Origin of the sequence: Pseudoxanthomonas putridarboris (genome assembly GCF_038321125.1) — a bacterium.
GTDB classification, from domain to species: Bacteria; Pseudomonadota; Gammaproteobacteria; order Xanthomonadales; family Xanthomonadaceae; genus Pseudoxanthomonas_A; species Pseudoxanthomonas_A putridarboris.
This window is the reverse complement of sequence record NZ_JBBWWT010000001.1, coordinates 326,287-352,361: the sequence shown is the minus strand read 5'-3', so window position 1 is coordinate 352,361 and position 26,075 is coordinate 326,287. Positions and strand designations below refer to the sequence as shown.

The 26,075-nt window shown below is 59.1% G+C and carries 15 protein-coding genes; all 15 read left to right on the top strand.

All coding sequences use genetic code 11. The annotated features are described in order from the left end of the window. Positions 1 to 25 precede the first annotated feature (25 nt). The 15 genes from AAD027_RS01535 (at position 26) to AAD027_RS01470 (ending at position 25,948) form a co-directional block, all read left to right on the top strand. On the top strand, positions 26 to 1,537 hold the full coding sequence (locus tag AAD027_RS01535) for a tetratricopeptide repeat protein (RefSeq protein ID WP_341724254.1): 1,512 nt from the start codon (positions 26 to 28) through the stop codon (positions 1,535 to 1,537). A 5-nt stretch (positions 1,538 to 1,542) separates the two neighbouring features. After that, on the top strand, positions 1,543 to 3,030 hold the full coding sequence (locus tag AAD027_RS01530) for a hypothetical protein (protein WP_341724253.1): 1,488 nt from the start codon (positions 1,543 to 1,545) through the stop codon (positions 3,028 to 3,030). 1 nt (position 3,031) lies between these two features. Then, positions 3,032 to 4,045, top strand: a complete 1,014-nt coding sequence (locus AAD027_RS01525; RefSeq protein ID WP_341724252.1) for an AAA family ATPase — start codon at positions 3,032 to 3,034, stop codon at positions 4,043 to 4,045. A 2-nt stretch (positions 4,046 to 4,047) separates the two neighbouring features. Next, on the top strand, positions 4,048 to 4,953 hold the full coding sequence (locus AAD027_RS01520; protein WP_341724251.1) for a DUF58 domain-containing protein: 906 nt from the start codon (positions 4,048 to 4,050) through the stop codon (positions 4,951 to 4,953). Next, entirely contained in the window at positions 4,950 to 6,662 is a 1,713-nt protein-coding gene (locus AAD027_RS01515; RefSeq protein WP_341724250.1) for a BatA domain-containing protein, read from the top strand. Before AAD027_RS01520 ends, AAD027_RS01515 begins: the two co-directional genes overlap by 4 nt. Continuing rightward, entirely contained in the window at positions 6,646 to 9,183 is a 2,538-nt protein-coding gene (locus tag AAD027_RS01510) for a VWA domain-containing protein (RefSeq protein WP_341724249.1), read from the top strand. The genes AAD027_RS01515 and AAD027_RS01510 overlap by 17 nt, the downstream gene beginning before the upstream one ends. Next, entirely contained in the window at positions 9,180 to 14,807 is a 5,628-nt protein-coding gene (locus tag AAD027_RS01505) for a tetratricopeptide repeat protein (protein WP_341724248.1), read from the top strand. Before AAD027_RS01510 ends, AAD027_RS01505 begins: the two co-directional genes overlap by 4 nt. Next, the gene (locus AAD027_RS01500) at positions 14,797 to 15,240 is read left to right on the top strand and encodes a fibronectin type III domain-containing protein (RefSeq protein WP_341724247.1); all 444 of its coding nucleotides are present in this window, start codon (positions 14,797 to 14,799) and stop codon (positions 15,238 to 15,240) included. The genes AAD027_RS01505 and AAD027_RS01500 overlap by 11 nt, the downstream gene beginning before the upstream one ends. A gap of 20 nt (positions 15,241 to 15,260) precedes the next feature. Next, positions 15,261 to 18,104, top strand: a complete 2,844-nt coding sequence (locus AAD027_RS01495) for a M16 family metallopeptidase (RefSeq protein ID WP_341724246.1) — start codon at positions 15,261 to 15,263, stop codon at positions 18,102 to 18,104. Positions 18,105 to 18,206: 102 nt separating this feature from the next. Next, positions 18,207 to 18,710 carry a GNAT family N-acetyltransferase gene (locus tag AAD027_RS19025; RefSeq protein ID WP_425605366.1) on the top strand — a complete coding sequence of 168 codons (504 nt, stop codon included), beginning with the start codon at positions 18,207 to 18,209 and terminating at the stop codon, positions 18,708 to 18,710. A 167-nt stretch (positions 18,711 to 18,877) separates the two neighbouring features. Then, positions 18,878 to 19,471, top strand: coding sequence for a TetR/AcrR family transcriptional regulator (locus tag AAD027_RS01490; protein WP_341724245.1), 594 nt, complete (start codon positions 18,878 to 18,880; stop codon positions 19,469 to 19,471). Between the two features lie 45 nt (positions 19,472 to 19,516). Continuing rightward, on the top strand, positions 19,517 to 20,476 hold the full coding sequence (locus tag AAD027_RS01485; RefSeq protein ID WP_341724244.1) for an SDR family oxidoreductase: 960 nt from the start codon (positions 19,517 to 19,519) through the stop codon (positions 20,474 to 20,476). 697 nt (positions 20,477 to 21,173) lie between these two features. Next, positions 21,174 to 21,743, top strand: a complete 570-nt coding sequence (locus tag AAD027_RS01480) for an RNA polymerase sigma factor (protein WP_341724243.1) — start codon at positions 21,174 to 21,176, stop codon at positions 21,741 to 21,743. Between the two features lies 1 nt (position 21,744). Next, on the top strand, positions 21,745 to 22,707 hold the full coding sequence (locus AAD027_RS01475; RefSeq protein WP_341724242.1) for a FecR family protein: 963 nt from the start codon (positions 21,745 to 21,747) through the stop codon (positions 22,705 to 22,707). A 103-nt stretch (positions 22,708 to 22,810) separates the two neighbouring features. Beyond that, a complete protein-coding gene (locus AAD027_RS01470; protein WP_341724241.1) occupies positions 22,811 to 25,948 on the top strand; it encodes a TonB-dependent receptor in 3,138 nt (1,045 codons plus the stop codon). Positions 25,949 to 26,075: the final 127 nt, after the last annotated feature.

Sequence of the window (26,075 nt, the reverse complement as noted above, 5' to 3'; positions counted from 1 at the left end):
TGTGCGAACTGTCTGAAAGGCATCCATGAAGCACTGGCGGTCAATCGTGATCATCTTCCTGCTGGCCTTCGGCTGGTCGGGGCAATCGTTGGCGGCCGGCGTGCCCTTGAAAATGGTTCAAGGGCACGTTCTGGTGGAAGCGTCAATCACCAACCCGGAAGGCGAATCGCTGGAGGTAATGCTCGAGGTTGCATTGGAGCGGCCCGAAGGATTGATCCTCCATTCCGATGCCTTTGACGTTCTGGTGGGAGACAAGACGGGAACGAACCTGCGCCTTGCACAGGACATCCAGCAGTCTCTTCCATTCGACCAGATCGTGCGCGAATCCAATGCGGCGCGCGAGCAAGCTCAGGGAAGACTTACCCGCTTCCATTCGGGGGAAATGGGTGAAAAGCCCCTGAAAGGCAGCTTGGGGCTCGGCTTCTTTCGCCAATATCGTCTGATCTTGGATGTGTCATCGGAAATGCTGGAATTGCGGCCGCCAGGCGGCCGTCCCTCCGGGCAGTTCACGCGCAAGGTGGAGATCGTGAATGGACAAGCCTGGATAGCGGCAAACCTGGCGGGAGAAGAAGGCAGGGTCCTGCTGGGTACGGCTGACTACGACTCGATCGTCGATGCCCAGCTCATGCATAGGCTGGGTCGCGCTGGCGGAGAAGTTTCGTTCCGACTGGGCGGGTCGTCCGAATTGCCCATTTGGGAACTTGGTCAAGAGATAGCGTTGCGCCCTAGATCATTGGCGGAAGAAGGCATCAGGGATGGGGAAAAGACAATAGGGAGAACGGGCGTGGGCCTGCTGGAGCTCTTCAGCGTTGACGTCGATTGGTCGGCGGGCCAGATCTCGTTTACCCGGCGCAATGACAAGCCGTTTCCGCAGGTCGATCGTGACTACTTCGCGGCAGAGGCGAGCGGTGATCCGCGCAACCTGATTGAGTTCCTCAAGAGATATCCAAAGCACCGCCGCGCTGCCGAAGCCGCACAGGTGCTTATGCAAGTGCAGGTCGCCCGTAAGGCAAGTGACGAGGAGCTTGTCGAGGCACTGCAATGGATAGCCGATACGGCCCTGCCGCGGCGGGAACTGGAGAGCTGCATGCCATCCCTGCGGGCGTTCGCTCGACTGGATGGCCGGCGTGCGTTGGTCGTGCGCGCCGGTGAGTTGGCGATGAAGTATTCGCGGACTGCGATCACGATCCAAGACATCTATCGCCTGCATGCCCTGATGGGGGAGGCGTTGTTCAAGGAAGGGGATCTCGAGGCTGCCTGGAAACATTTTCTGTCGGCGGCGTTCGTTCCGCTGGACAACGACTCTGATCGTCTCCACAACACGATGGTGAACATGTATCTGGCGAGGATCTACGAGCAGCAGGGAAGATACGCCAGGGCGTATTCGCGCTACCTGAAAGCGCAGGGCCTAATTCGGGGCGCGGCTGCTGGCGGCATGCCAGAGATCGCGGCCGACTGGAAGAGTGAAATAGACCAAGCCTTGGTCAGGCTGCGTCCGCAAATTCCCGCTGACAATCTCGTGCTTCTGGAAGGCTGAGGGTGATGAAAAGCCAAGTGCAATCTAGGCTTGACATCCTCGTCGCTAGGGCGAACGCCGCGCAGCGGCGCTGGTGTTTGAGGAGCGAACTCCGGCAGGCGACGGAAAATGCCTTGGCATGGCTTGGGGCGGGCCCGCTTGTCATCCTCGCGGCTCGTTTGGCAGGGGTTCTGGGACCGCAAGAACCGGGCCTGGTTCTTCTTCTGTGCTCATTACTGGCAGGACCAGGACTTTACATCGCAGTGCGTTTGGCATCGGCATGGTGGTTGCCGCGCAAGGGTTCACGACTGAGCCGATTGGCGCTTTTCGACGCACAGCTGTGTACCCAGGAGCGCATTGTCACTGCGGATGATTTCGTCGGCACCGGCGATTTGTCGGGATTCAAACGTGCTGCCGTCGAAGACGCCGAAGCCGTCCTGGAAACTGCGCTGCGGACCAAGCTCACGGGCGGATACGGTGACAGGTGGCGCTTGCGGTGGGTGAGTTATGCGGGAGTGGCCGTCGCCGCCGGTCTTTGCTTGGCCTTGATTCTCGCCGCGAGGATGGACATAACGGAAGCGCCCGGCCAAGGCCGGAGCCGCAGCACGGAGACCATCGCGGCACAAACGACCGGGCCCTCCGACGAAAAGTCACGCACGCAGCTCGCGCGCGGCCAGGCCGAAATTGAACGCAAGCCCACATCCCGGCAGTCTCCCAGTGCACGTGTCTCGCCCAACACTCCGGCCAGCGCCAGCGCGGAGAAAGGCGCACGGGGTGCTTCCGGTAATTCGGCTAGCTCGGCGGAAGCACGCAGCGCCGCCTCCGCCACCAGTTCCGAGGGCAACGCATCTCAAGCTGCCGCCTCGGCATCTGCTCCTGAGGCTGAGAAGGCCAAAGATGCCAGGCCAGGAAGCCAGCCACCGAAGAAGCCCAACGGACCGTCCAAAGGAACCGGTCAATCCGGCGTGGCCCAGGCCGGCGCCCAAGGTGCCAACTCGCCTGCATCCAGTTCTCCGGCAGCGTTGGACAAGCCCCCGCAGATCGCCACCGTCAGCACTCCGCTGGGTAATGATCCAGACGCATCCGACGAGGAGCCCGAGAACGAGCGGGAAGAGAAATCCTCGGGAGTAAGCACGGTCAGTCCTCGGGAGAACAAGGCTGCGGTCGACAGGAATGCGTCGACCACGGTACCGGTCAATCCCGAGGCTTCGGTGCGGGCCAATGGCCGCAGTGGCGCCGGTGGCGTAAAGAAGACCCGAGGCGTGCCCTCCATGATCCTTGGAGTGCCCATCCCCGACCGCGTCCGCGGCATGCCCAGCCCAGGCAATTCAACCATCACCCGTGAAAGCACCAAGCCTTCGACGGAAGCCTTGTCGCCCATCGAAGCGCAGCAGCAACGCGAGCGCGAGCGACCGGCAGGCGACATCGAGCATCCCACCTTGCTGCCTTGGATGCAGATGATGATTCGAGACTACTTCAATCCAGAAACCTCCCGCTCGCCAGAGACAAATTGACATGACAACAAGCACTGCAACGGACCCCGTGCGTCGGGACGCGAGCGAGTTCAGCTCGGTATACGCCAAGATCAAGAGCCAGATCAGCCTGATGATGGTGGGGCAGGATGTGGTGTTGGACAGCGTGCTGACAGCACTTCTGGCGGGTGGTCATGTCCTTCTGGAAGGAGTTCCCGGACTGGGTAAGACGTTGCTGGTACGCACGCTTGCAAGTGCCATCCAGGCAAAGTTTTCGCGTATCCAGTTCACACCAGACATGATGCCCGCAGACATCCAGGGCACCTGGGTAATGACGGAGACCGAGCATGGTCACGAACTGCGATTCCAGGAAGGACCGCTCGTGTCGAACCTGGTATTGGCAGATGAAATCAATCGCGCTACACCGAAGACGCAATCCGCGCTCCTTGAAGCCATGCAGGAACGACAGATAACAGTCGGCAAGCGCACCATCGCGCTGGAAGAGCCTTTCTGTGTGCTGGCGACGCAGAACCCGGTGGAGCAGGAAGGCACCTATAGCCTGCCCGAGGCACAGTTGGATCGCTTTTTGTTCAAGGTTGTTGTCGGCTATCCCAATGAGGAGGACTACGCCGCCATCCTGGAACGTACTACCGGCGATGAAACGGTGCAGATCCATTCGGTCGTGCATGCCAGTGACATCATGCGCATGCGCCGCATTGCCCGTTCCGTTCCGGTGCCTTCGCACGCGATGACTTACGCCGTCCATCTGGTCATGGCGACACAGGCCAAAAGTCCTTACGCCCCCGCCCTGGTCAATGAATACGTTGCCCTGGGTTCGAGCCCGCGCGGCGCGCAGGCGCTGCTGCTAGCGGCAAAGGTGCGCGCATTGGTGGCCGGACGCTACGCCGTGACTACAACCGATATTCGCGAGGTCGCATTGCCGGTGCTGCGTCACCGGATGGTCATCAATTTCAGGGGTCAGTCGGCGAAGGTCAGCGACGAAATGATCGTGCAGGAAGTGCTGAAGACAGTGCGATCGCCAGTGGAACAGGGTTGAAGATGGGACGGACGCTCACTTTTGATGAGCTGTTTACCGCCGATTTCCTGTCGGCGCTGACGGCCCTGAGCTTGGTTGCGAAACGGGTAGCCGCCGGTGGCCGCCACGGTGAGCGTTTGTCCAAAGACCTGGGAAGCGGTGTTGAGTTCAAGGACTATCGGCCTTACAGCGCCGGTGACGATCTGCGCGCCATCGACTGGAACGTCTACAGGAGACTGGGAAAGCTTTCGCTGCGCCTGTTCGAAGAGCAGCAAAACCTGCCGCTCTACGTGCTGCCCGATGTTTCCGAAAGTATGTTCATTGAATCCCCTCCGCGAATTGTGGCGGCGGTCCGGATAACACTGGCACTCGCGGCAGTTGGAATAGAGCAGCACGATTCGGCCGGCGTCTTTCCCTTCGCGGAAGAGTTGCAGGTGCTATTCAAGGCCATCTCGGGGCGTGCTGGCGTGATGGCGATTGCCCAACGCCTCGCGCATCTTGTCGCGGTTGGCAGTGCCGGCAGGACCGATCTGATAGGTGCGATAGACACCATCGGACATATGAAGCTTCGTCCGGGTCTGGTGGTGGTGATCAGTGATTTCTTCGATCCTCGTGGCCTTTCCGCGCTGCGCTCCGCCCTAGAGGGCCTTCGTCATCGGCTACTACTGGTCCAGCTAATACGTGCATCGGACACCAATCCGGAATACGGAGGCGATGTGCGATTGGAGGATTGCGAGACCGGCGAACTGCTTGACTTGACGATATCACCCGACATATTGGAGCGATATCGCGCTGCCTATACAAGTTTTCAAGGAGAACTGGAGCAATTGGCTAGCGCGCTGGGAAGCCACCTGCTTCGCATCGATGTGGAGCGTGACGTGGTGGAACAACTCGCGCTTCTGTTCGACGATGGAGCGCTTCGACTGTGAGCTTTTCCATCTTCTCTTGGCCTTGGGTTCTTGGTGGTTTGCTCGCCCTGGCCGCAAGTCTCTATTTCTTGCAGCAATTGCGTGTCCGCTACCGAACGGTGGTGGTGGCCAGCACGTTGCTGTGGCGCCAAGCGGCGCAGCAAGCGCCGGCAAGGAAGCTACGAGAGCGCTTCCGTTATCCACTGGCATACCTACTCATACTGGCGATTCTGTCCTTGATCTGGATCGCGCTCGCAGGGCCTACCGGCAATCGGTCGGGGACGGAAGTATTTCACGTGCTCGTCCTGGACGGCTCCGCGGGGATGGCAAGAGAGGGTCGTTTCAAGGACGCAGTATCCGATCTGAAAAAAGCCGTCTCGGCCCTGCCGGCGGACAGGCGCCAGGTCCTCTGGAGCGGAGCAAGCATGAGCACATTGCTTGCCCCCGGCGAGGATGAGGCTTTGCTGGACTACCGGCTGCGCAGTCTCGGGCCGGAGTCGGCGCCCTCGAACATGGACCATGTGATCAGCCAGTTGGCCGCCAGGGGACAGCGCAGTCGCTCTACGCGGATCACTCTGTTTGGCCAAGCGCCCGTCAGCGCCGCTGTGGTTGCTGGACTGCCTGCGAATATTGCGGTCGTTCGCGCGAAAGCGCTTGAAGCGCGCGAAAAGAACCAGGGCATCGTGGCGCTTGGAACTGCGGATGCTGCTTCCGGTGCTTGGGACAGAGTAGATGTCTTCGTGCGCGTCGGCTCCAATCAAGAGGAAATGCTGAGCGCGTCAGACTTGGAGATTGATATCGACGGGCGGCCCGTTGAGGCCAATCCTGTCGCCGTGCGGGAGGGCTGGATACTGCCTGACATGCCCGCTCATGGTGGCCTGATCAGCGTACGGCTGGCCAGAAGTGATGCGCTGTCCATGGACAATATCGCCTCCCTTCGCCTTCCCACCAAACCCTTTATCCCGGTGCAGGTTTCACCGAGCTTGCGCGCGCTGATGGAGCCCGTGCTCAGCGCCGATCCAGCCGTTCGTATCGTTGAAAGCGGAGCCAGCGTGGTTATCCGCAGTGCCGGCGAAGCCTTCGGGCAGTCCTTGCCGGCCCTGGAGTTTGTGCCGTCCTCCCGACAGCAGTCAGCCTTCCTGATCACGACGCCAGTCCAGGGCGATCAACTGGGTGAAGCGGTGGATGCATTGGGGCTGCGCCAGATAGACGCCACGGCACTTGCTACCGTCGCTGCCCGACCTGTCGAAGTCTCGTTGCAAGTGGGCTCGGTGTGGAAGGTGTCGGTATGGGAGGAACTGCTTGGCTCCCGATACAACTTCACCCGGTCACGGGAATTTCCCCTGTTCGTCGCTAGCACGTTGCGATGGTTGACGCACGCGCCGGCCAACTACGCCATCGTTGCGGCGGGGCGGCCGCTGTTGAGCGATGGCACGACGGAAGGGGAGCCGGTTATCGACGGTCTGGGCAGGAACATTGCGCCGCCTGGTGTCCCTTTCACCCCGCAGCAGGCAGGTCAGTTGAACCTGGGCAAGGGCAGGAATTCGTTGGCGGTATCCCTGTTGGATCCGGTGCTCACCTCAAACGTTCTGGCCTCTGATGCAGACCTGGAGGTCGACGGAAAAATGGAGAGTGCGTGGCACATCTCATGGTCAATCCTGCTTCTGTTTCTGGCGCTGCTGCTAATCGCGGCGGAATGGCATTGGCATCGTCGTGGAATGGTTCCTTGAGGCAGCGCCGGCGATGAACTTCACTCACCCACTATTTCTGATCCTGCTCCTGATCGTTCCGCTGCTCTGGAGATATCCGCGCAGACTCAACAATCGTTGGCAGGGATGGCTGCGGACCATGGTCTTCGCATTGCTCATCCTGGCCTTGTCAGGGCCCGTTCTCATCACCCGTGACGACGCGCCTTACGAGGTGCTTATCCTGGATGAGTCCGCGAGTCTTGGTGAGGCAGGTCGCCACGCCGCCCAAGGGGCGCTCGCCCGATGGCTGGAAAAGCGGGACAGCGCCACGAAATCCGCGGTTGTGCTGATTGATGATCCGAAAGCTGTCCCGCTCCCGGTGTCGGACGCCAACCGCTTTTCAGGCGTGACCGAGGTTATTCACATCACGAATCCCTTCAGCACCTCTTCGCTGGGCGATGCCTTGGAGGCTGCCGGCCAGGCCATTCCTTTGGGCAGTACCGGGACCATCACGCTGGTTTCCGACGGGTTATCGACAGACAGGCGATGGGGACCGGCGGTTCAGACGCTGATCGGCCGTGGCATCCGCATCGAGAGCGAACGGCTCCCACGCGACGAGGACGATCTCTATCCTGCGCGCTTGCGCACCGAGCCTGCCCTGCGGGTGGGTCAATCGACCAAGATCGTCGTTGCAGTCGTGGGTCGCGGGCGGGGAATACGGGTACGACTGTCGGAAAGTGGTGGAGAGCAACTGGCGGAATCGCCAGAGTTCGACAGTGAAGGGCGCCGCGAGATCGCGTTGGAAATCGAGCCGCGCGCTGTTGGCTTCAAGTCACTGACAGCCGAGGTACGGTCGGTGTCCGCTGATTCCAATCCCGCCAACAACCGGATCAGTTCGGTAATCGCCGTCAATCCGCCCACCCGGGTCCTCTACTTGGGCGAGCGGACGCGGGGTGGGGCGCGGCAGTTGTCGCGGCTGTTGGGCCCGGGATTTGAGATCGAGGACGGCAGCGGCTGGGTGCTCGACCAAGAAACCGCGTTGGGTGTGGTCGATCTGGTCGTGATTGATGACCGCATGTCTGAGCAACTGCCGGTCGCGTTTCAGGAGCGGTTGGTCGCGGCGGTGCGGGATGAGGGGCTGGGACTCCTGTACGCGGGAGGGTCAGCTTCTTTCGGGTCTGGCGGTTTTGATGGAACTCCCTTGGCCAAGAGCCTACCCGTGGAGATTGCGCAACAGTCAGAAAAGACGGATCCGAGCACGGCCTTGGCCGTGGTGATTGACACTTCCGGATCGATGCGTGGACAGCGCATGGATCTGGCCAAGCAGGTGGCGCGCCTGTCTACCAGGCAACTCACTGCGCAGGACCGAGTCGGAATCGTGGAGTTCTACGGTAATAAGCAATGGGCATTGCCGCTACAATCCGCCGCAGACAAGATCTCGATAGATCGTGCGCTCGGACGCATGCAGGCCGGTGGCGGAACAGTTCTTCTGCCGGCTATCGAAGAAGCCTTGTATGCGTTGAAGAATGCAAAAACGCGCTTCAAGCATATTCTCGTCATTACCGACGGTGGCATAGAAAGCGCGGACTTCGAAGCGCTGTTACAGCGGATCGTCCAGGCCAAGATTGCGGTATCGACGGTGTTGGTTGGGCCACAGGCCCACAATCAGAGCCTGATGGACATCGCCGCCTATGGCAGGGGCCGGTTCTACTCCGCCTCGGATCGCTATGCGCTGCCGCAGCTTCAATTCAAGGAACCCTCGACAACCAAGCTACCCGAATACAAGGCAGGTAGCTTCGCCGTGGCCGCGCGCGGACGGAGTGGTTGGTGGGGTGAAGTGGATCCCGCTAGCGTTCCGCCGGTTTCGGGCTTCGTGGAGACACGCGCGCGTGCACGGGCCGAAGTACTGGTCGAAGTGGCCGACGGCAAGCAGCCCGTGTTGGCCACCTGGCGCTATGGCCTGGGCAGCGTCACGGCACTGATGACGGAACCGGTAGGGCCAGGCAGCGAAGCTTGGCGCACATGGGATGGCTACGGACGTTGGCTGGCGCGCGTTCTGGAACGGACGGCCAATGACATTCCGTCCTTCATGTTCAGCACCCAGCGGACCGAACGCACGGTCATCGTCAAGGCGAGGCGCTATGCAGGAGCAAGCGATGCCTACCCGATCGCCACCATCTTGCCCTCGGGCAAGCGCAACCAAGCAGAGGCTCGGTTCGCACAGCTCGCACCCGACTACTTCGAAGCCACGGTCGTGGCCCTGCCCACGGAGGAAATCAGGTTGAGCACCCGAAGCGTCGACGGGCAGGGCGCCACGCTCGGTTCTGGAAATTTGCTGGTCTCCAATCCCTCGGATGAGCTCGCGGACGAAGCACAGGTGGATCCAGCGCTTGGCCTGGATCTGGAGCAACTCAGTGCTGCCACGTCCGGTCAGGTCGCCACTGCCCAAGCAGGACAAGGGGCCTTGCGCGCCAACACGCTCTGGTGGCCCCTGGCCTTGTTGGCCTTGATCTTCTACCTGTCGGAAATCATCTACCGTCGCTTGCCGGGAACTGCGCAATGAACCGTTTCAACTGGCTCTCTGGCCTTGCGCTGGCACTGGCGATCACGTTGTCCCCGAGCGGTGCAGCGTGGTGCCAAGCCACCGGCGCACGCGCCATCGCACTTAGCCATAGCCAGTGGCAGGCCGGCGATATGGCCAAGGCCAAAGCCACGATCGCTGATGCGCTCAGAGGGGGCGTGACAGCCGACCTCGCGCAGGCGCAGGCCGAGCTGTTAGAGGCGGATTCGCAGCCCGAGCAGGCCAAGGAATGGTACGGAAAGGCCCTCCGTCTGACCGGCGATACGGATCGCAAATCGGCGCTGCAACTGCGCCTGACACTGCTTGAGTCCAACCAGAAGAACATACAGGCCCTCGCCGAGTTGGCCGGGCGTGACGGGCCCGGTTCGAAGAGGCAGTGGGCCGTCCTGATGTCCATCCTGGGACATGAATCCGAGGCGGTCGGGCTGCTCGGAAAAACACCCTCCGCCTTGCTGGGATATAGGCAGCGCGTGCAGCTGTCGCAGTGGGCCATCAATACGGGACAGGCGAAGGTCGCGCAGGAAAATTCCTGGAAGGCGGTCGAACTTGCGGCGACAAAAGGGGATAGGAAATACGCCATCAGCCTGCTTGACGAGGCCTACGAACTCGACCGATCCCAGGCGCAGTTGTTGGACAGACTCAGCGCCAAGCCCTGGTTGAGCGAAGACGAGCAACTGCTGCGGACCGGGCTTTTGAGAAGACTGGGACGCTTTGACGAGGCCATCGTTTCCTTCAAGGACACTCGCGAAGGCACCGCGTCGGCCGAATCGCGGCGCCAGCTTCTCCGGCTGTATGCCGATGCCGGCCGAGAGGATGAAATGGTGGCCGAATACCGCAGGTTGATCCGTGCCGAACCAGGGGAGCTGATCTGGCCAGAGGGGCTAAGCCAATATCTTCTGGAAAAGCATGAATTGGCCGCCGTCCGCGAAGTGTGGAACGAGCTCATCGTGAGTACCACCGATCCAGCGAAGCTCCTCGCAGCGGCGCGAATCATGGGCCGGTTCGGCCTTTTTGACCTGGCGAGTGCCGCGGCCGACAAGAGCATTCGGATCAATCCGGCCTACAGGACGGATGCGCGCATGTTCCAGTTCGAGATGTATCGCGCCAAGGGGGACAGTGACGAAGCAGGGAGCGCGCTGGATGATCTGGACAAGGCACTCACGGCTGACGACAAGCGTCGGATAGAACTGGCCTACTCGTTTGAACGTATCAAGCAGCCCAAGCGCGCCATTTCCGTACTCGAAGCTCTTGATGTGCGCCTGCCGGGCGGCCTGGGTGACGATGAGAAGATCAGGCTGGCATGGCTCTACGACAGCAGCGGTTTGCGGGACAAGGCGCTGACGCTGTGGAAGGCCATGTGGGACCAAGCGGCGTCTGCGAGTTCCCGCCGCATCATCGAGGACAGGATCCTTGCCTTGTCGGCTGAAACCGGCTCGCTGGGAGATCTGGTCGTGGATCTGGAAAGCCGGCTGGCCAGCGGCAAGGCAAGCTGGAAGGACGTGACGCTGTTGATCCGTATCTATACCGAGGCAGAGGATTCGGCCGCTGCCGTCGAAACCATACTGGAGTATTTCGGGCGTAAGCCGACCTCCAGGACCGAGCAGATCGCAAGCCTCGCTGAGCAGGCCCGAGTCTACCGCGCGATTGGTCAGGGCAAAGCATTCGAGAATGTATATCGCCAACTGTTGGTATTGGATCCGGACAATCGGACGGATTACCTGCAGAGCCTTATCCTCAACCGCGTTGAGAGCGCGGTCGCTGCTGAAAACGATCCGCAGGGAAACGAGCTCCGCAAATGGCTGGATGAGCTTCGGAAGTCCAACCCGGCCGGCAGCGCCGAGTTCGAGGCAGGCGTATTGGTACTGGCCAAGATGAACGATCAGGCCATTGAGACCTATCGACGCGCCTTGGTCGACAATCCAGATCATACGGACAACTATCTGCTGCTAGCCGATCTCCTGAAGAAGGCCGACCGCACAGAAGAAGCTATTGCGGGCCTGCAGTACCTGGTCGAGTACGCGGTCAACGATGACGGTTTCATGGTCGGGATAGACGGCATCCTCAACATGCAGCCACGGGATCCGGAGATTATCTACTGGGCGCAGCGGCGTGTGCTTGAGCGATTGAGCGTGCGTGGCGACAAACTCTATCTGTATGACCTGTTTGCCGAGCTTGCCCAGGAGGCTCGCGATACCGAGCAGTATTTCCGCGCTATGGAGAACAGCCTGCCGTACGCTGGCGAGCGTCGTTCGGTCTTGCTGCGCGAGTTGATGGGTGCGGCAGGAACGACAGAAGTACCCGAAAACTCGCAGGGCGAACTCTCACGCAGCGTGCGCTACAGCCGACGTCTCATTGCGCTGGCCGATGAGTTGCCGCCAGACGTCTATCTGCAGACCGGGCGGGCGCTCTTGCAAAGCGGTGACGCGGTCGGTGCGGAGCGCGCGTTCGGCCTGGTGGCCGAGCAGGATGGTGAATCAGCTGCCGCAGACATTGGGGACATGTTCGCCGCTGAAGGGTTTTCACGTGAAGCGGCGGCTCAGTACGAGAGGGCCCTAATCAGCGACACGGGCAACCTTTCGACTCTGGCCAAGCTGGCCGAGGCCATACAGGGCCAAGGCAGGCTCGAAGACGCGCACGCGCAGTACCTGAAGGCGGCATTGATGCTGCTCAAGGCGCAACCCCCCAAAGCCGACTCTCCGGCAGGCAGCGACGTCGCCAGCTTGATTGCAACCACAACCGGTAGCTACTTCTCGCAGTATCGGCCACTCCTGGCCAGCGTGATTGCCACACGTCCTATCGACACACAGTCCAGTTTTCAGGAAGCCGAGCAGGCTTTCGAAAGTGCGTTGAGCGACGCCGTGGCGGATGGAGGGAGAACCGATCTTTCCGTGGCCCACTTTCCCAGACTGAACGCAACTTCGCGGTTTGCGCGGTCGCTGGGGCTCCGGACGGGCAACTATGTGCTGGTAGACAGGATTGAGCAAAAGCTGCTCGACACCTTCCAGAACGATTCGTCCCTGCAGGCGTCAATCTCCGGGGAGCGACGGGCATGGGGATTGTCCAGATCATCGAGCGATGCTGACGGTCCTGCACGGAATGCAGAGGGTTCTTACTCGCAGCGGATCGCAAGGGCGATGATGCGAGCCGACCAAAGCCAATTGCTGCCACTGTACCAACAGTGGTTCCTGGCGATGGCACCGCCTTCGGTGATAGACGAGGGGTCCCGTGGCCTGATCCGATCGACGCCCGAGATCGTGCTGGAAGCGCGGGCGCGCCTGGACGGGAATCAATATCGCCAGTTCGTGCGTTTCGTGTCCGACGCCATCCAAGCGCATCCGGAGTATGCGAGGGATCTCCTGTATTCAAATTTCAACTGGCAGTCCGGTTCATCGATCCTTCTTGACATGGAAAAGATAATCGGCCGGCAATTGCTGAGCGAATCGCAGGTCAGGGGCATCATTGCGTCATCCGGTCTTCCGCAGACACAGATGGACGCCATGTATCTGGCCAGCCGGATGAGCCAGGATCAACAGCTCGAAGCGCTGCAACGGCAGCTCAAGGTCGATCAGCGCGGTTTGGTCAATTGGAACAATGTCGTTGTAACCCTTCGGGCTACGTTGAGTCGTCCGCTGGGTTCCGCAGACGCGGCGCGTCTGGACACGGTCTTCAAAGAGGGACTGGGACGTACCATCGTAGAGAAGCCCGCCAATGCCGGTGCCGCGCTGGCTGCGCTGTCACAGGCGAGGCTTGGCGATGGCATCGGATCGGCGAACTTCACGTTGCTGGCCAGCTGGGATGACTACTTGGTCAAGACATTTCCAGGCCAGGCTTATCCCGGCATCCTTAAAGCCAATGCATTAATCGACCAAGGACGCGAACACGACGCCCTGCCGCTCGTGCTGGAGCGTGCACTATCGCTATACAAGGGCGACGCCGCCGGGCTTGGCCGGAATGCAATGGAGGATTACCTGCGCGAACAGGCTGCGTGGATCTACCCGAAGAACAGTGAAGCCGTCATTGCCTTGGCTGCCGGGATCGATCGCCGAGAAGGATCATCCGAGGCTAGCGCCGCGTTGCAGCAGGTACTGCGCTCGCTCGATCCACGAGCTGGTGCCGCAACGTTGCAAGCCTCGATTCGCCAGAAGCAGCCGCGAGTCCAGAAGCCGGTCGAGTCGAGCTCGCAAGACCACGTCGCTCATGCCGAGAGTCTTTCACCTGCACCAATGTGTCCGTTGCCGTCCAGTGACTCCACGGAGATGGCAGAAGAACAGCGCGAACGATTGCTTAGGCTTTCGGACAACAGGACGCTCAAGCGTGCCATTGAAAATCTGCTGTCTGTGGGAAATGGCGGCCAGGTGGAAGACGCAGTAATAGCGTTACGGGAACTTACCCGACGATCGCTGATCTGGGACCGCAGCCTGCCCCCATCCGCGGAATTCAGCATGGGCGAGCACTGGGTCCAGTTCGAGTTCCCGTGGCTTTTCGGCATGAAGTTGGGCGATGCCACCGTCGTGGAGCACCTTGCAGAGAACGGGCTTCCGGCCCGTGAACTGGAAGCGATCCTAAACATGGTGGATCCGGCTTCGATGGATATTCATTGGCCGCTTTACGTGGCGTTGGCGAAGGCCCATGTCCGGGAGCAGACGTTGTTGCAGGATGTAAGCGAGCGAGCTCAACGGATCAAGGAGGGAGCAAGCGGGGTGAAGGAGCTCGTTCTGTGGATCGAGGAACTGGGAAGACTGGCACCGGAACAAGCCAAAGAATATCTACCATTGGCGGAACACAAACTCGAGGGAGCCAGCATTGAATCGGCCTATCCACACATGTTGTTCGGCAGGCTCCACGCAAGCACTGGGAACTACCGGCAAGCTTATACCGACTACCAGAATGCGGTTCTGTCTCTGTTCTCCGACAAGACAGTATCGACTAGAAGTATCACGGTCCTCGAAATAGCAGCCGATGCAAGGGCTCACCTTGACTCTGGAACAAGGCAGGAATTCTTCAGTTCAATACTGAAGTTCTACCGGCCGGATGGCAGCCCGTCACGGCATCGAACTTATGCGAAATTTGTTCTTAGCCTGCTCGACATCGATCCCGACTCCGGCGTGGCTCAGACTGCATTGCGCTCGTTGATCGATGAAGGCAGCACCTTCCAGCGCGAAGATGTTGTCCGCGCAGCGCGGAACCTATCCCGGCAGGGAGAACGGACGGCGGCGCTCAGCCTGTTGAAAGGCATGTTCGAGCGTGATCTCACGGGACTGGAGAACGGCGTGACCAACACAGCGGAGGTTGGATCCGGAGGGTATGCAGACATGTTGGGAGTCAGGAGTCTGAGCTTCGGGCCGGCTTCGGACCGGGAATTGTTGAAGCCACTGTTTGATACCCAGGATGTTCCGTTCCAGGGCGAGCAGGCGTGGCTGGATGAACTGATTTCATCACTCCAGGAATGGGTCGTCGATGGATCGATTAAACGGTCCACAGGCGTTACTGCGATCTCACTTGCGAAAGGCCGGATCGCGCTCATCACCCATTCGGAATCGCCTTGCAAATCGCATCCCATCAAGTCCAGCAATAACAACCTACAGGAGGCTCCAAATGAAAGCTAAGGCATTGGCAGTTAGTGCGCTTATTGCGATCGCCGCTGTCCCGTCGATTGCCGTCCTCGCGCAGTCCAGCGGTGCAAACTCAGGGGCTGCAGCAAGTGCTGATCCGATGACGCTTACAACGCCCAAGGACGTGAGAATCACCTCGGTGTCCAGCACCGAAGTCACGCTGGCCTGGGACATCGCTAGGGAAGCAGGCGTCAAGCACTACAGCATCGACCGATGTGAAGGTGAACGCGAACGCTGCATGTTCTTCAAGGTCGTGGGCACAAGCAAGACAAAGACCTTTACCGATAGCGATCTCAATCCAGGATCTACCTACAACTATCGAGTACAGGCGATCGCCCCTAATCTTCCTGCCAGCTACTCCGACGCCACTACGGTGACCACGCCGGAGTCAGATGCTGCGCCGGCATCCTCGAAAGATCACAAGTAACATCCAGACCGAGTAGGTTCATGACCCAGCATTTTCAGAGAATAGCTTTCATCCTAGTGCTGCTCCTGCTTCAAACAGGGGCGGCGGCGTTGGGCCAAACAGCCGACACCGCGCCCCGGTTTGCGCATGAAATCAGTGACATCAAGTCCGATCCGGGGGTTCGCTGGGGAAGACTCGAGAACGGCCTGCGGTATGCGGTGATGCAGAACGCCACTCCAAAGGGGCGCGCGTCTCTTCGATTTGGCGTGATGGCAGGATCATTGGAAGAGACCGAGGATCAGAGGGGCCTTGCCCACTTCGTGGAGCACCTGGCGTTCAATGGAAGCAAGCATTTCCCTCCGGGGAGTCTGGTCGAATACTTCCAGCGTCTCGGAATGAGTTTTGGCGGTGACACAAATGCTACGACGGCGTTTGATAGAACTGTTTATCAAGTGGAGCTGCCAGATACGAAGTCGGAAACGATCGATACGGCATTCACACTTTTTGGGGACTTCGCCGACGGGTTGCTAATAGAGCAAGCGTCCATTGAAAAAGAACGCGGGATCATTCTGAGCGAGTATCGCGACAGCGACTCGCAGGCGTCGCGGCGCTCTTTGGCAAGCAGCGAGTTCGCTGCACCAAACGCATTGTTCGTTCGTCGATTGCCAATTGGTCAGCAAGAGGTTATTCGCGGGGCCACGCGCGCCCAGCTGAAAGAGTACTACGACTCCTGGTACAGGCCCGATAACATCGTGATTATTGCGGTTGGCGACTTCGATCCAAGAGCTGTTGAGCGGAAGATTGTGGAGCGGTTCTCCCGGTTGGAGCCACGGAGTGCCGGTCGTCCACGGCCCGACCGGGGGCAACTCACTGCGCTGGATCAGCCTCAAGCCAAGTTCTATCACGAGCCCGAAGCAAGCGCTGTTACCGTCAGCATCGGAAGTGTTGCGCCATACGAGCGTAAACCAGATACGTGGGCGCAGCGAATCGAGGAAATGCCCGTCAACCTTGCCATCGCCATGGTGAATCGCCGCTTTGGTATCCAATCTCGCAAGGCGGATGCGCCCATCGTTGGGGCCCAGATGAGAGTCTCCGACTCGTTTGGGTTTGCCAGAAGTGTTGGCGCAGATGCGGTATGCCGGGACAAAGAGCAGTGGCGTCCCTGCGTCTCTGCCGTTGAACGGGAAGTACGTTCAGCTATCGAACAGGGATTCAGCCAAGAGGAGTTGAGCGAAGTCGTGGCTGGTCTGCTGAATGAAATTGGCCAAGCCGCACGTCGAGCAGATGCACGAAACTCCGGCCGGTTGGCGGCAGTTGCGCTTCGCGCCATCATGGATGAACAGGTTTTCAACTCTCCCGAATCCGATCTTGCCAAGTGGACCGAGGTGCTGCCGAAGTTCACGCCCGAGCAATGCCAGGAGGCGCTGCGCAAAATATGGCTTGCGAACGGTAGTCCGCGCATCTTTGTCGCCGGCGACATCAAGGCTTCAGATACCGAGGTGCTGGCGGCGTTCAACGAGGGCGCGTCCGTTCCTGTACAACGGACAGACAAGAAGGTTGGGCGAGAATTCGCCTACGCAGTAACGGGACAAGCAGGTGAGGTCGCCCTACGTCGCCACGTCGAGGACCTGGACGTGACTATTGTGGAATTCAAGAATGGCGTCAGGTTGAACCTCAAGCCGACCAATTTCGAATCCGGTCGTATCCTGACAAGTATTCGCATTGGCGGTGGGCTGTTGAGCGCTCCGCGGGACAAGCCCGGTTTGCCATTGCTGGCTAGTAGTACCTTTACTGCTGGTGGTCTAGGAAAGCACGATGTGGACGAGCTCAATACATTGCTCGCAGGGAAGAACGTAAGTTATGGATTTGGCGTGGCTTCCGACGCGTTTGCCATGGGGGGAGCGACAACGCCCGATGACCTTCTCCTCCAACTCCAGGTTGCCAGGGCATTCATCACTGATCCGGCGTTCCGGCCGGAGCCTTTGAGCAATTTCAGACGGGCGGTGAAGCAGGGCTATGAACAGGCAACACATTCAATCAATGGCCCTCAGGGAATGGAGATTCCGCGTCTGATGGCCAATGGAGACTCGCGCTTTGGGATGCCTGAGAACCAGGATGTTGTGCTGGGCCGGACTTATGAGGAACTCCACCAGTGGCTGGATCCCGAGTTGGCTCATGGCCCGATTGAGATCGCCATGGTGGGCGATCTGGATGTCGAGAAAACCATTGCGGCGGTAGCCCAGACTTTTGCGACGCTGCCATCCCGTGCGACGCGTCCGGCTTACACGGAAGAACGGAAAGTCGCTTACCCGAGTTCTCCGATTCGGAAAGAGTATCGGGTACTCACGGAGATCGAGCGTGGGCTAGTAGACGTTCGTTGGCCGACAACTGACCAATCGGATATCCAAGTGGCACGACGGATCCGCGTCTTGGCCGGGATCTTCTCCGATCGCCTCCGCCTGAAGCTTCGAGAGCAACTGGGTCAGGCCTACAGTCCCAATGTTCAGGACCAGTTGTCCGATACTTTCACTGGCTATGGTTTCATCGTGGCCAATGCGAGCGTTGCACCTGCCCAGGCCGAAGCGGTCTCGAAGGCAATCATGGAAGTTGCCGAAGATCTGGTGACCAACGGGGTAACACCGGACGAGCTAAATCGAATCAAGGGGCCGCTTATTGCGCATGTGCGAGATTCGAATCGGGTCAATGCTTACTGGCTTACAGTGATCGCGCAAACGAGCCAAGAGCCCGACAGATTGGCGTGGCATCGCAGTCGCGAGGCGGATTTCGAATCCATCTCCGTGGCTGATATTAATGCGTTGGCCAAGAGGTATTTGCCATCCGAGCGCGCGTCGCAGTTTATCTCGCTGCCTGAGGATAAGAGATAGTCCTGCAAGACAGGACCTAGTAAGCATGTTCCCCGCCTGCTCCAAAAGTGGGCGGGGAATGTGGGCAAGTATTGCCTTCGTTATTCCCCATTGGTTGCCACGATGATCGCCCGAGTTCTGACGCCGGCCGATGCCAGGCTCTATATCAATCTTCGAAGACGGCAGGCTAAGGAAGAGCCTGATTCCGTAACAATTGATGTGAAAAGCGAGCTGGAAGGGCTGAGTAATGAGAATCCAAGCGCCGCCATCTTCCCCGCAGACCCTGCAAGGATCTACTGGGGCGTAGAGCATCATGCGGCCATCGTTGGATTACTGGCAATCACGCGACGATTCGACGCCACCTTGCACAGCTATCTCTGGCTTTGGGGTATGTACGTAAGACCGCGATATAGAGGCACGGGTGTATCCCGAGCGCTAATGGAGGCTGCGCTTCTTTGGAGTGACGGGGAACCAAAGCAGAGCCGCTTGTTTAGTAGCTTTCCGGCTCAAAACCGCCGAGCGTATCAGCTCCTCCAGCGGTGGGGCTTTAGTCCGGTTTCCCAGTCGCGCCCAAGCGTCTCCCGAGTTCCCTCAGATTACACCGTTGTCGAGAGGCTACGCAGGTAAGGCCAAATGCCGGTTCAATCTTGCTAGCACCTGGACGCCCGAAGTCGGAGCAGGCTGACGCAGGTCGGCATCGGACTGCTTCTCGTCCTTGTCGTTCATGTTGACTGATTAGTCAATAAATTGGTAGATTCGCCTTTGACGAGCTTGGGGCGGTATATACCGTGAACATGAAAGCAGCTGGTAGACCGAGGGAATTTGACCGAGAACTCGCTCTTCAGGGTGCGATGAAGGTGTTCTGGGCCAAGGGCTTCGCTGCCACGTCGATGGAAGATCTCGTGAGCGCCATGGGAATCGGTCGACAGAGTCTCTACAACGCATTCGGCGACAAGCGACAGCTGTACCTGGAGGCCCTCAGGGCCTATCAACATGCCACCACATCGGCACATTTGGCGAGGCTGGATGCGCCAGCGTCTCCGCTAGAGGGAATCCATGATCTTCTCGCAGGACTCGCGGCACCCGACGATGAGGTAAGGGCACTGGGATGCATGGGAGTCGGGTCGGTTTGCGAGTTCGGTGCGGCCGATGCCGACCTTGCCCGCCTGAGGGAAAAAACCGGTCGCATGCTCGCGCGCCGGGTGCTTGCCCGGCTGCGTGACGGTCAAGCCCGCAGCGAGGTGGCAGCCACGTTGGATGCGGAGCAGGCGGCGCGCCATGTGCTGATGACCATGGCAGGCATCCAGGTTGCCGCGCGCGGGGGGGCAAGCGTCAAGGAGATCCGGAAGATGGCGCGCTTCGCCACGGATCAGCTAGCGGCACGTTAGAGCATCAATAGGCGGGTGCCGCGGCTCCGCGCCTTAATATGGAACATGCGTTCCACAATATCCGGACTGCTGGCCGGAAACATCCACGATCAGATTCATTCCACCGACTGGAGACAGGGCATGCGACACGGTACCGATGAGAAGTCAGCCGGCAAGACCCCCGTACCTCGTTTCGAATCGCCCGGGGGGCGGACGGTACTGCTGACCGGAACATCCAGCGGGCTCGGAGCCGCCGCTGCCCGAGGCTTTCTGGAGGACGGGTGGAAAGTGGTGGCTACCGCGCGGGATGCCGCCGCGGTACTTCCGGGGGGCGTGTCGGATTCTCTTGTTCGGTGTCGCCTGGATGTGGCGGACGCAGCCTCGGTGGGTGAGGCGTTCGACCTGGCGGAGCTGCGGTTTGGTGGAGTCGATGTGGTGGTCAACAACGCGGGCGTGGGCCTGGGCGGTGCACTGGAGGACATTCCACTGGATCGATTCCGCGCGCAGCTCGAGGTCAACCTCGTGGGCGTCGCGGCGGTTTGCCAGGAAGCCACGCGACGCATGCGAAGAAGAGGCGCGGGCCTCATCATCAATGTTTCTTCGGCGGCGGGGCGCGTGGGCCTGCCCTACCTGAGCCCGTACTGCGCCAGCAAGTTTGCCATCGAAGGATTGACCGAGTCCCTGCACTTCGAGCTCAAGCCATTGGGCATCAGGGTAAAGCTGTTCGAGCCCGGTGGAATGAAGTCCTCGTTCAGCCATCCGTGGGTGGCGGGCGAGAGCTACCAGCCGGCCGCGGGCCAGGTGCTCCACGCCATGGAGAAGGGGCTGCAGGCCGCGGCATCGCCTGAAGAGGCGGCCCGGACGCTGCTCGCTGTCGCACGCGATCCGTCTGACAGACTCCGCTACACCGCCACTGATGCGGGGCGTTTACTAACTCTTCGCCGACTACTTACGGAGCGCGCTTGGCGCGGCTTTGTTCTTAAGGCCTTTGGAGTTCGTGATGGTGCTGGTAGAGGTCAGCGTTAGACTGCTGCCGTCCGTGAGAACGCTGACATGGTAAAGGCCATCGAGGGTGACGCTGCGCTGGAACGCTTCGGCGAGACGTCTGATATCGCAGCCGTGTGTCGTAGAGAGTTTCGAGCGTAAAAAGCGCGAGGGCGACCGCTCCTGGCCGGTAGCAGCCATGAATGGGGAGGGGGGCCAGCCGCCGTTCTCGCACCTGAGCCCGTTGCGCTATCGGGGGTAGGGATGACCACTTTCGACCCAACGCGGACACCCGCAATTTGGAACATCGGCGCCCCATAAGGCAGCAGCTGTGTCTTAGCAGGGCGAGCAACGCACCGTAATCCGGTCACCTTGGGGTTCCTGGATGGAAGCTTGGAGAAGAGGCCATAGGGTTGACCCCAAAGCGAGCGCATGAATAGGCTGGCGCCTCGCCCGTGCCGCGACTTCTGGATAGACAGCTATCAAATGGTCCGCCGAAGGTAGGGGGATGCTGCCGGTTGCCATCACTCTTGCTGGTAGCGCCACATTGGTGCTGTGCCCAGCCAGCCTCAGGAGCCAATGACCGTGTTGATCACCCAGCGAGACATTCCGTTCTCATGCTGCTCACTTGCAGGCGAGGGCATGGCTGGTGGATGCTGAGGTTGCAGCCTTGTGTCGCGTGCTGGACTTCATTGGAGAGGCTGGCAGTTCGCCGCTTGGCAGGCGAAGCGAGAAGCGAATGAGCACCCCCTCCGAGCCGACGCCCGACAATCAATGCAACGCGCCAGGTTCCGAAGGTCAACGGGATGCCTTCGACGCCGCTTTGGCTCTGCACCGCAACGAGGTGATGCAGTATCTGCGTAAACGCCTCGGGGATCAGGACGCAGCCGCAGATCTTACCCAGGAAGCTTTGTCGCGCATGATGAAGTATCGCGACTCAGGTAGGATTGATGACCATCGGCTGATGCTGTTTCGCATTGCCAACAATCTACTCCTGGAGCACCACCGAACCCGGCAGCGGCACCGCGCGGATTCCCATTACTCGCTGGAAGACACGGGCCCGCTGCGCGCGCCAGACCCGCCTGTCGAAGTGACCATCGATGCGCGGCAAGCCATCGACACGCTTCTCAAACGAACAATCACCCAACTGCCGCCAAAATGCCGCCTCGCGTTCATGCTCAGTCGGTTTGATGGCATGAGCTACCCGCAAATTGCCGAAGAGATGGGCATTTCCGTGAAGATGGTTGAAAAGCACATCACCAAAGCATTGCTGGCATGCCGTGCGGCCGTTGGCGATCGAGATTTCTGAGATGAATGACATGGACAAGCATTCTGACCGCGTTGCCCAGCAAGCTGCTGAGTACTTCACCAAGCGCCGTGGCGCGACCCCAGCAGATCGCAGGGAACGTGAACAATGGCTGGAAGAAGATCCCCTGCACGCTGAGGCTTACGCTGACTTTCAGCGGATCTGGGACCGTAGTGGTGATCAGGCCAACGATCCTGAGCTCCAAGCATTGAGATCAAGGGATCTGGCCGCCGTGCGCCGACACCGATGGTTTCGCCCGCAGCGCTTTCTGGCTGTCGCGGCGACACTGGTGATGCTCGTCGGCGCGGGCTACATAGTGTTGAACATCCAGCGAGCCACGCTTCCCATCACGCTGGCAACCGAGCTTGGTGAGCGACGGACAGAGGTCATGCCTGACGGCACCGAAATCGTGCTCAACACAGACTCGGCTGTGTCAGTGGTCTATTCCGGTGATGAGAGAAGTATTGAACTGGTGCGCGGCGAGGCGCAGTTTGACGTCGCAAAGGATCCAGAAAAGCCCTTTGTGGTCAGCGTGGATGGTGCATCAGTGACTGCTCTGGGTACCAGCTTCCAGGTGCGGCGTGACGCTGGAAGCACCATAGTCACGCTTCTTGAGGGCAGCGTTGCAGTAGCACAGCGCGACGAACGCCATGTCTTAAAGCCTAACGAGCGGGCTGTGTTATCCGCTCGGAATGGGCTCTCAATCGCATCGATCGATCCGGAGCAGGCCACAGGTTGGCTTGATGGTTGGCTGCGTTTTCGGGGTACGCCACTTGCCGAAGTAATCGTGGAATCGAATAGGTATTCACCGAAGAAGCTCCGCCTGGGCGATCCCCGCCTGGCAGACGTGCAGTTCGGTGGAAACTTTCGTGCTGGCGATGCCGATTCGATCGCTGATGCTGCCAGCATGATACTGCCGGTGCGGATCGAGAGGCGCGCAGGGGAAATTATCCTCATGCCGAAATGATCCTGTAATGATTCTTAGGTAGGGGGTTTGACAAAGGTGTCATCAACCTTCTCTGGGGAGACATTGGGCGCTGTGCCCGCCACCTACCGGGGAGAATGGTTGTATGCATCAACGCAAGACGAAGCTGAAGGTTGCTAGATCCACTTCGTACAGGGCTGTCGCGCTCGCTGTGGCGATAGCGGCATGCTTGCCGATCATGGTGGAGGCTGCGAATCCAGAAGCCGTGCGCGAAGCATCGGTTCGTTTCGATATTCCTGCAGGCGATCTGGCAGTTGCGCTGGAGCGATTCAGTACCCAAAGTGGCATTCAAGCCATGTATCGCCAAGAGCTGATTGCGGGCAAGAAGTCTGTCGCGGTCAAAGGTGCGCTTGTTCCTTCAGATGCATTGAGGCAGCTGTTATCGGCTGCTGGCCTGGTATATGAGCGCGTCAATGAGCGGACATACGTTCTAAAGGACGCACCGGCCAAGGCCCCTGACAAGAGTCGACAGAAAGAGGCGCGCAACCAACCGGAAGGGGGGGCGGAGAGTGGTCATGTGACCTCTCTTGCCGAGGTGCTGGTGAATGGCAAGCGTTCATTCAATGCCGACATCGAGCGAACAAAGGATGACATCCAGCCATACGTCGTCTTCTCGAAAGAGGAGATAGAGACATCTATGTCGGGAAATCTGGAGGAGTTCCTGTCGCGGCGGCTTCCCATGTCCCAGACGATGGGTACGGCAGCGCAGGATGTGACAACCAATAGTCGGGGCAACAGAAGTGAGTTCAACCTCCGAGGACTTGGTGCCAATCAGACACTGATACTAATCAACGGTCGCCGCATGGCTGGCGTTGCTCAGCTTTCGGGCAGCCGTATGGATCAGCCTGATCTGAACGGCATACCTATCGCTATGGTGGAGAGGGTCGAAGTGCTCCCCGCCACAGCGTCGGGCATCTATGGCGGCAGCGCCACTGCGGGCGTGATTAACGTCATCCTAAAGAGCGAATACAAGGATGGGTCTGTCAGGTTCACCTATGACAACTCCTTCGACACCGATAGTGCGCGCCAGAAGGCTAGTTTCACCAAAGGGTTCTCGCTGGAAGAAGGAAGAACACAGCTCCTTCTGTCGGGAAGCTACTCCGAATCCAACGAGCTCTTGGCTAGGGATCGCCCATTTCTCGAGCGAAGCCGAGAACTTTTGCTTAGCAATCTCGGCGACAGCGCATTGACTCGTGCAAACATGATGCGGGGAAACCGCGCAAACTTCTCTGCCAATCCCGGAACTATTCTGACTCTTCGCAATGGAACGAGTCTCGGGAGCGGGATCGGCTCAGTTCCTATTGGCTATGGCGGATATCAAACAGACGGTGGCGCTGGGCTCGTATCGGGAGCGGGAACCTTCGACTTCTCCATCCCAGAATCGATCCCAGGAAAGGCAAACAGTCTAATCTCATCTCCAACGACATCGTCGTTCATGGGCTCAATAACGCGAGAATTCACAGACAACCTCAGGGCATTCGTAGAGTTCGGAAAAACACGAAATCGAACCTCAATGGGGTACTCCACGGATGCGTATAGCGTCACTTTGCTTCCGACCGACGCTGGAAACCCATTCAACAACGTCGTTAGCGTCAACTTCACCGCCGGAGTGTCTTCTGAGTCCGAGTACTTCTCGGACACGGATCGTGTCAATGCAGGGTTTGTTTACAAGCTTCCTGGTGGCTGGGCAGTTTCAGTGGAGGCAAATAGGAACAGCTCTGAGAACAAGAACACTCGGACGTCGATTGCATACGACTCAACGGCCGTGCAAGCGGAAATAAGGAGCGGAGCGATCGATGTGTTCAGGGATACCACAATGTATCCCATCGACCTGTCAGCATTTGAGGTGGAGAATCTCAGTGCTTACGGGCCATCCAAGGGAAGCACGAAAGAGTATGTTGTGCGAGTGGGAGGCCCAATCGCCAGTTACGCTGCGGGTTCAGCAAGCCTGACGGCGTCGCTCGCGACGCGCAAGGACTGGGCGAGCAGTGCGCGGTCTAGGACGGTCTTCTACCCTGCGCGTGGTCAGGAGGTGGACTCTGCCTATGTAGAGGCGTTTGTTCCAATGGTGTCTAGTTCACAAGGCATCCCATTTGTGTCGAAGCTGGATGGTCAAGTGTCTGTACGCCATGATCGCTATGCAACGACGGCCATACCCATCGGAACCAATCTTCCCTTTGACCCGATCACAGGGGAGATCCCCGCGTACCGTTATGTAACGAATGGAGTGTCATCGACCGACTACACAGTCGGCTTGAGGTACGCGCCAATTGAAGATCTGACGTTCCGGGGCAGCTTTGGCACGGGATTCCTGCCTCCCTCCATCTCTCAGTTGGGAAAATCCTCGTCTCAGTACTCTGTGTACCTCATCGATCCAATGCGCGACGGAGTGCGGACGCTATATTCCGGAGTTGAGAACGTTCGCGGTGGTGGAGATGACTCGCTCAAGCCCGAAACCTCCCAGAGCATCTCCCTCGGTTTGATCTACACGCCAAGCTATGCCGAATGGCTCCGATTGTCGGTGGACTACATCCGAATTCGGAAAAAGGACGAGATTGCTACCTTGACTCCTCAGCAGATCGTAGACCTGGAAGCTGCTTTTCCTGATCGTGTCGGTCGTGGAGCCAACCTTCCAGGTGATCCTGCTGGATGGGCGGGCGTCATCAATCGAATTGATGCCAGTAGTGTGAATGTTGCACGAAGCAACGTTGATGCGATCGATTTCCAGGTCGACATTGACAGGGACTTCGGTAAGTTCGGAAGCGTGCATTTCTACGGCGTGATCAGCAAGCAGAACGAGCTATCGTCCCGAGTGCTGGAGTCGAGCCCTTGGGTGGACCGAATCGGATACATGGATGGAATACTGCCAGTTCGAGGAAATGTGGGTGTTGACTGGAGTATCGGGCAGTCCACTCTTTCGATGAATACCCAGTACTACGATAGTTACCATGTCTATGCCTCGACGTACCCACAATCGAGCCGTGACCAAGTGACGATGTGGCAGGGAAGTGATCGAATTCCCTCTCAGTCGTATGCCGATGTCAATTATCGGTACAGCTTTGATCGCGGCTTCCTATCCGGATCTTGGGTTTCGTTTGGAGTTAGAAACGTATTCAACAAGATGCCGCCCATCGTTGCGTCAAGCAACCCATACGGCGGATACAGCACGTTCGGTGATCCGAGGCTGAGAACCTATGTCATCAACTTCGAGATGACGTTCTAAACGCCTGTTTGCCATGCGGGCATCTCTCAATGATGCCCGCATGGATCACTCAGACCAGAGTCAATGAACCTAACAGTGGTAGCTGGCGCTAGCAGGCCATCACCTGCTGGGTGGCAGGTGCTTGCCG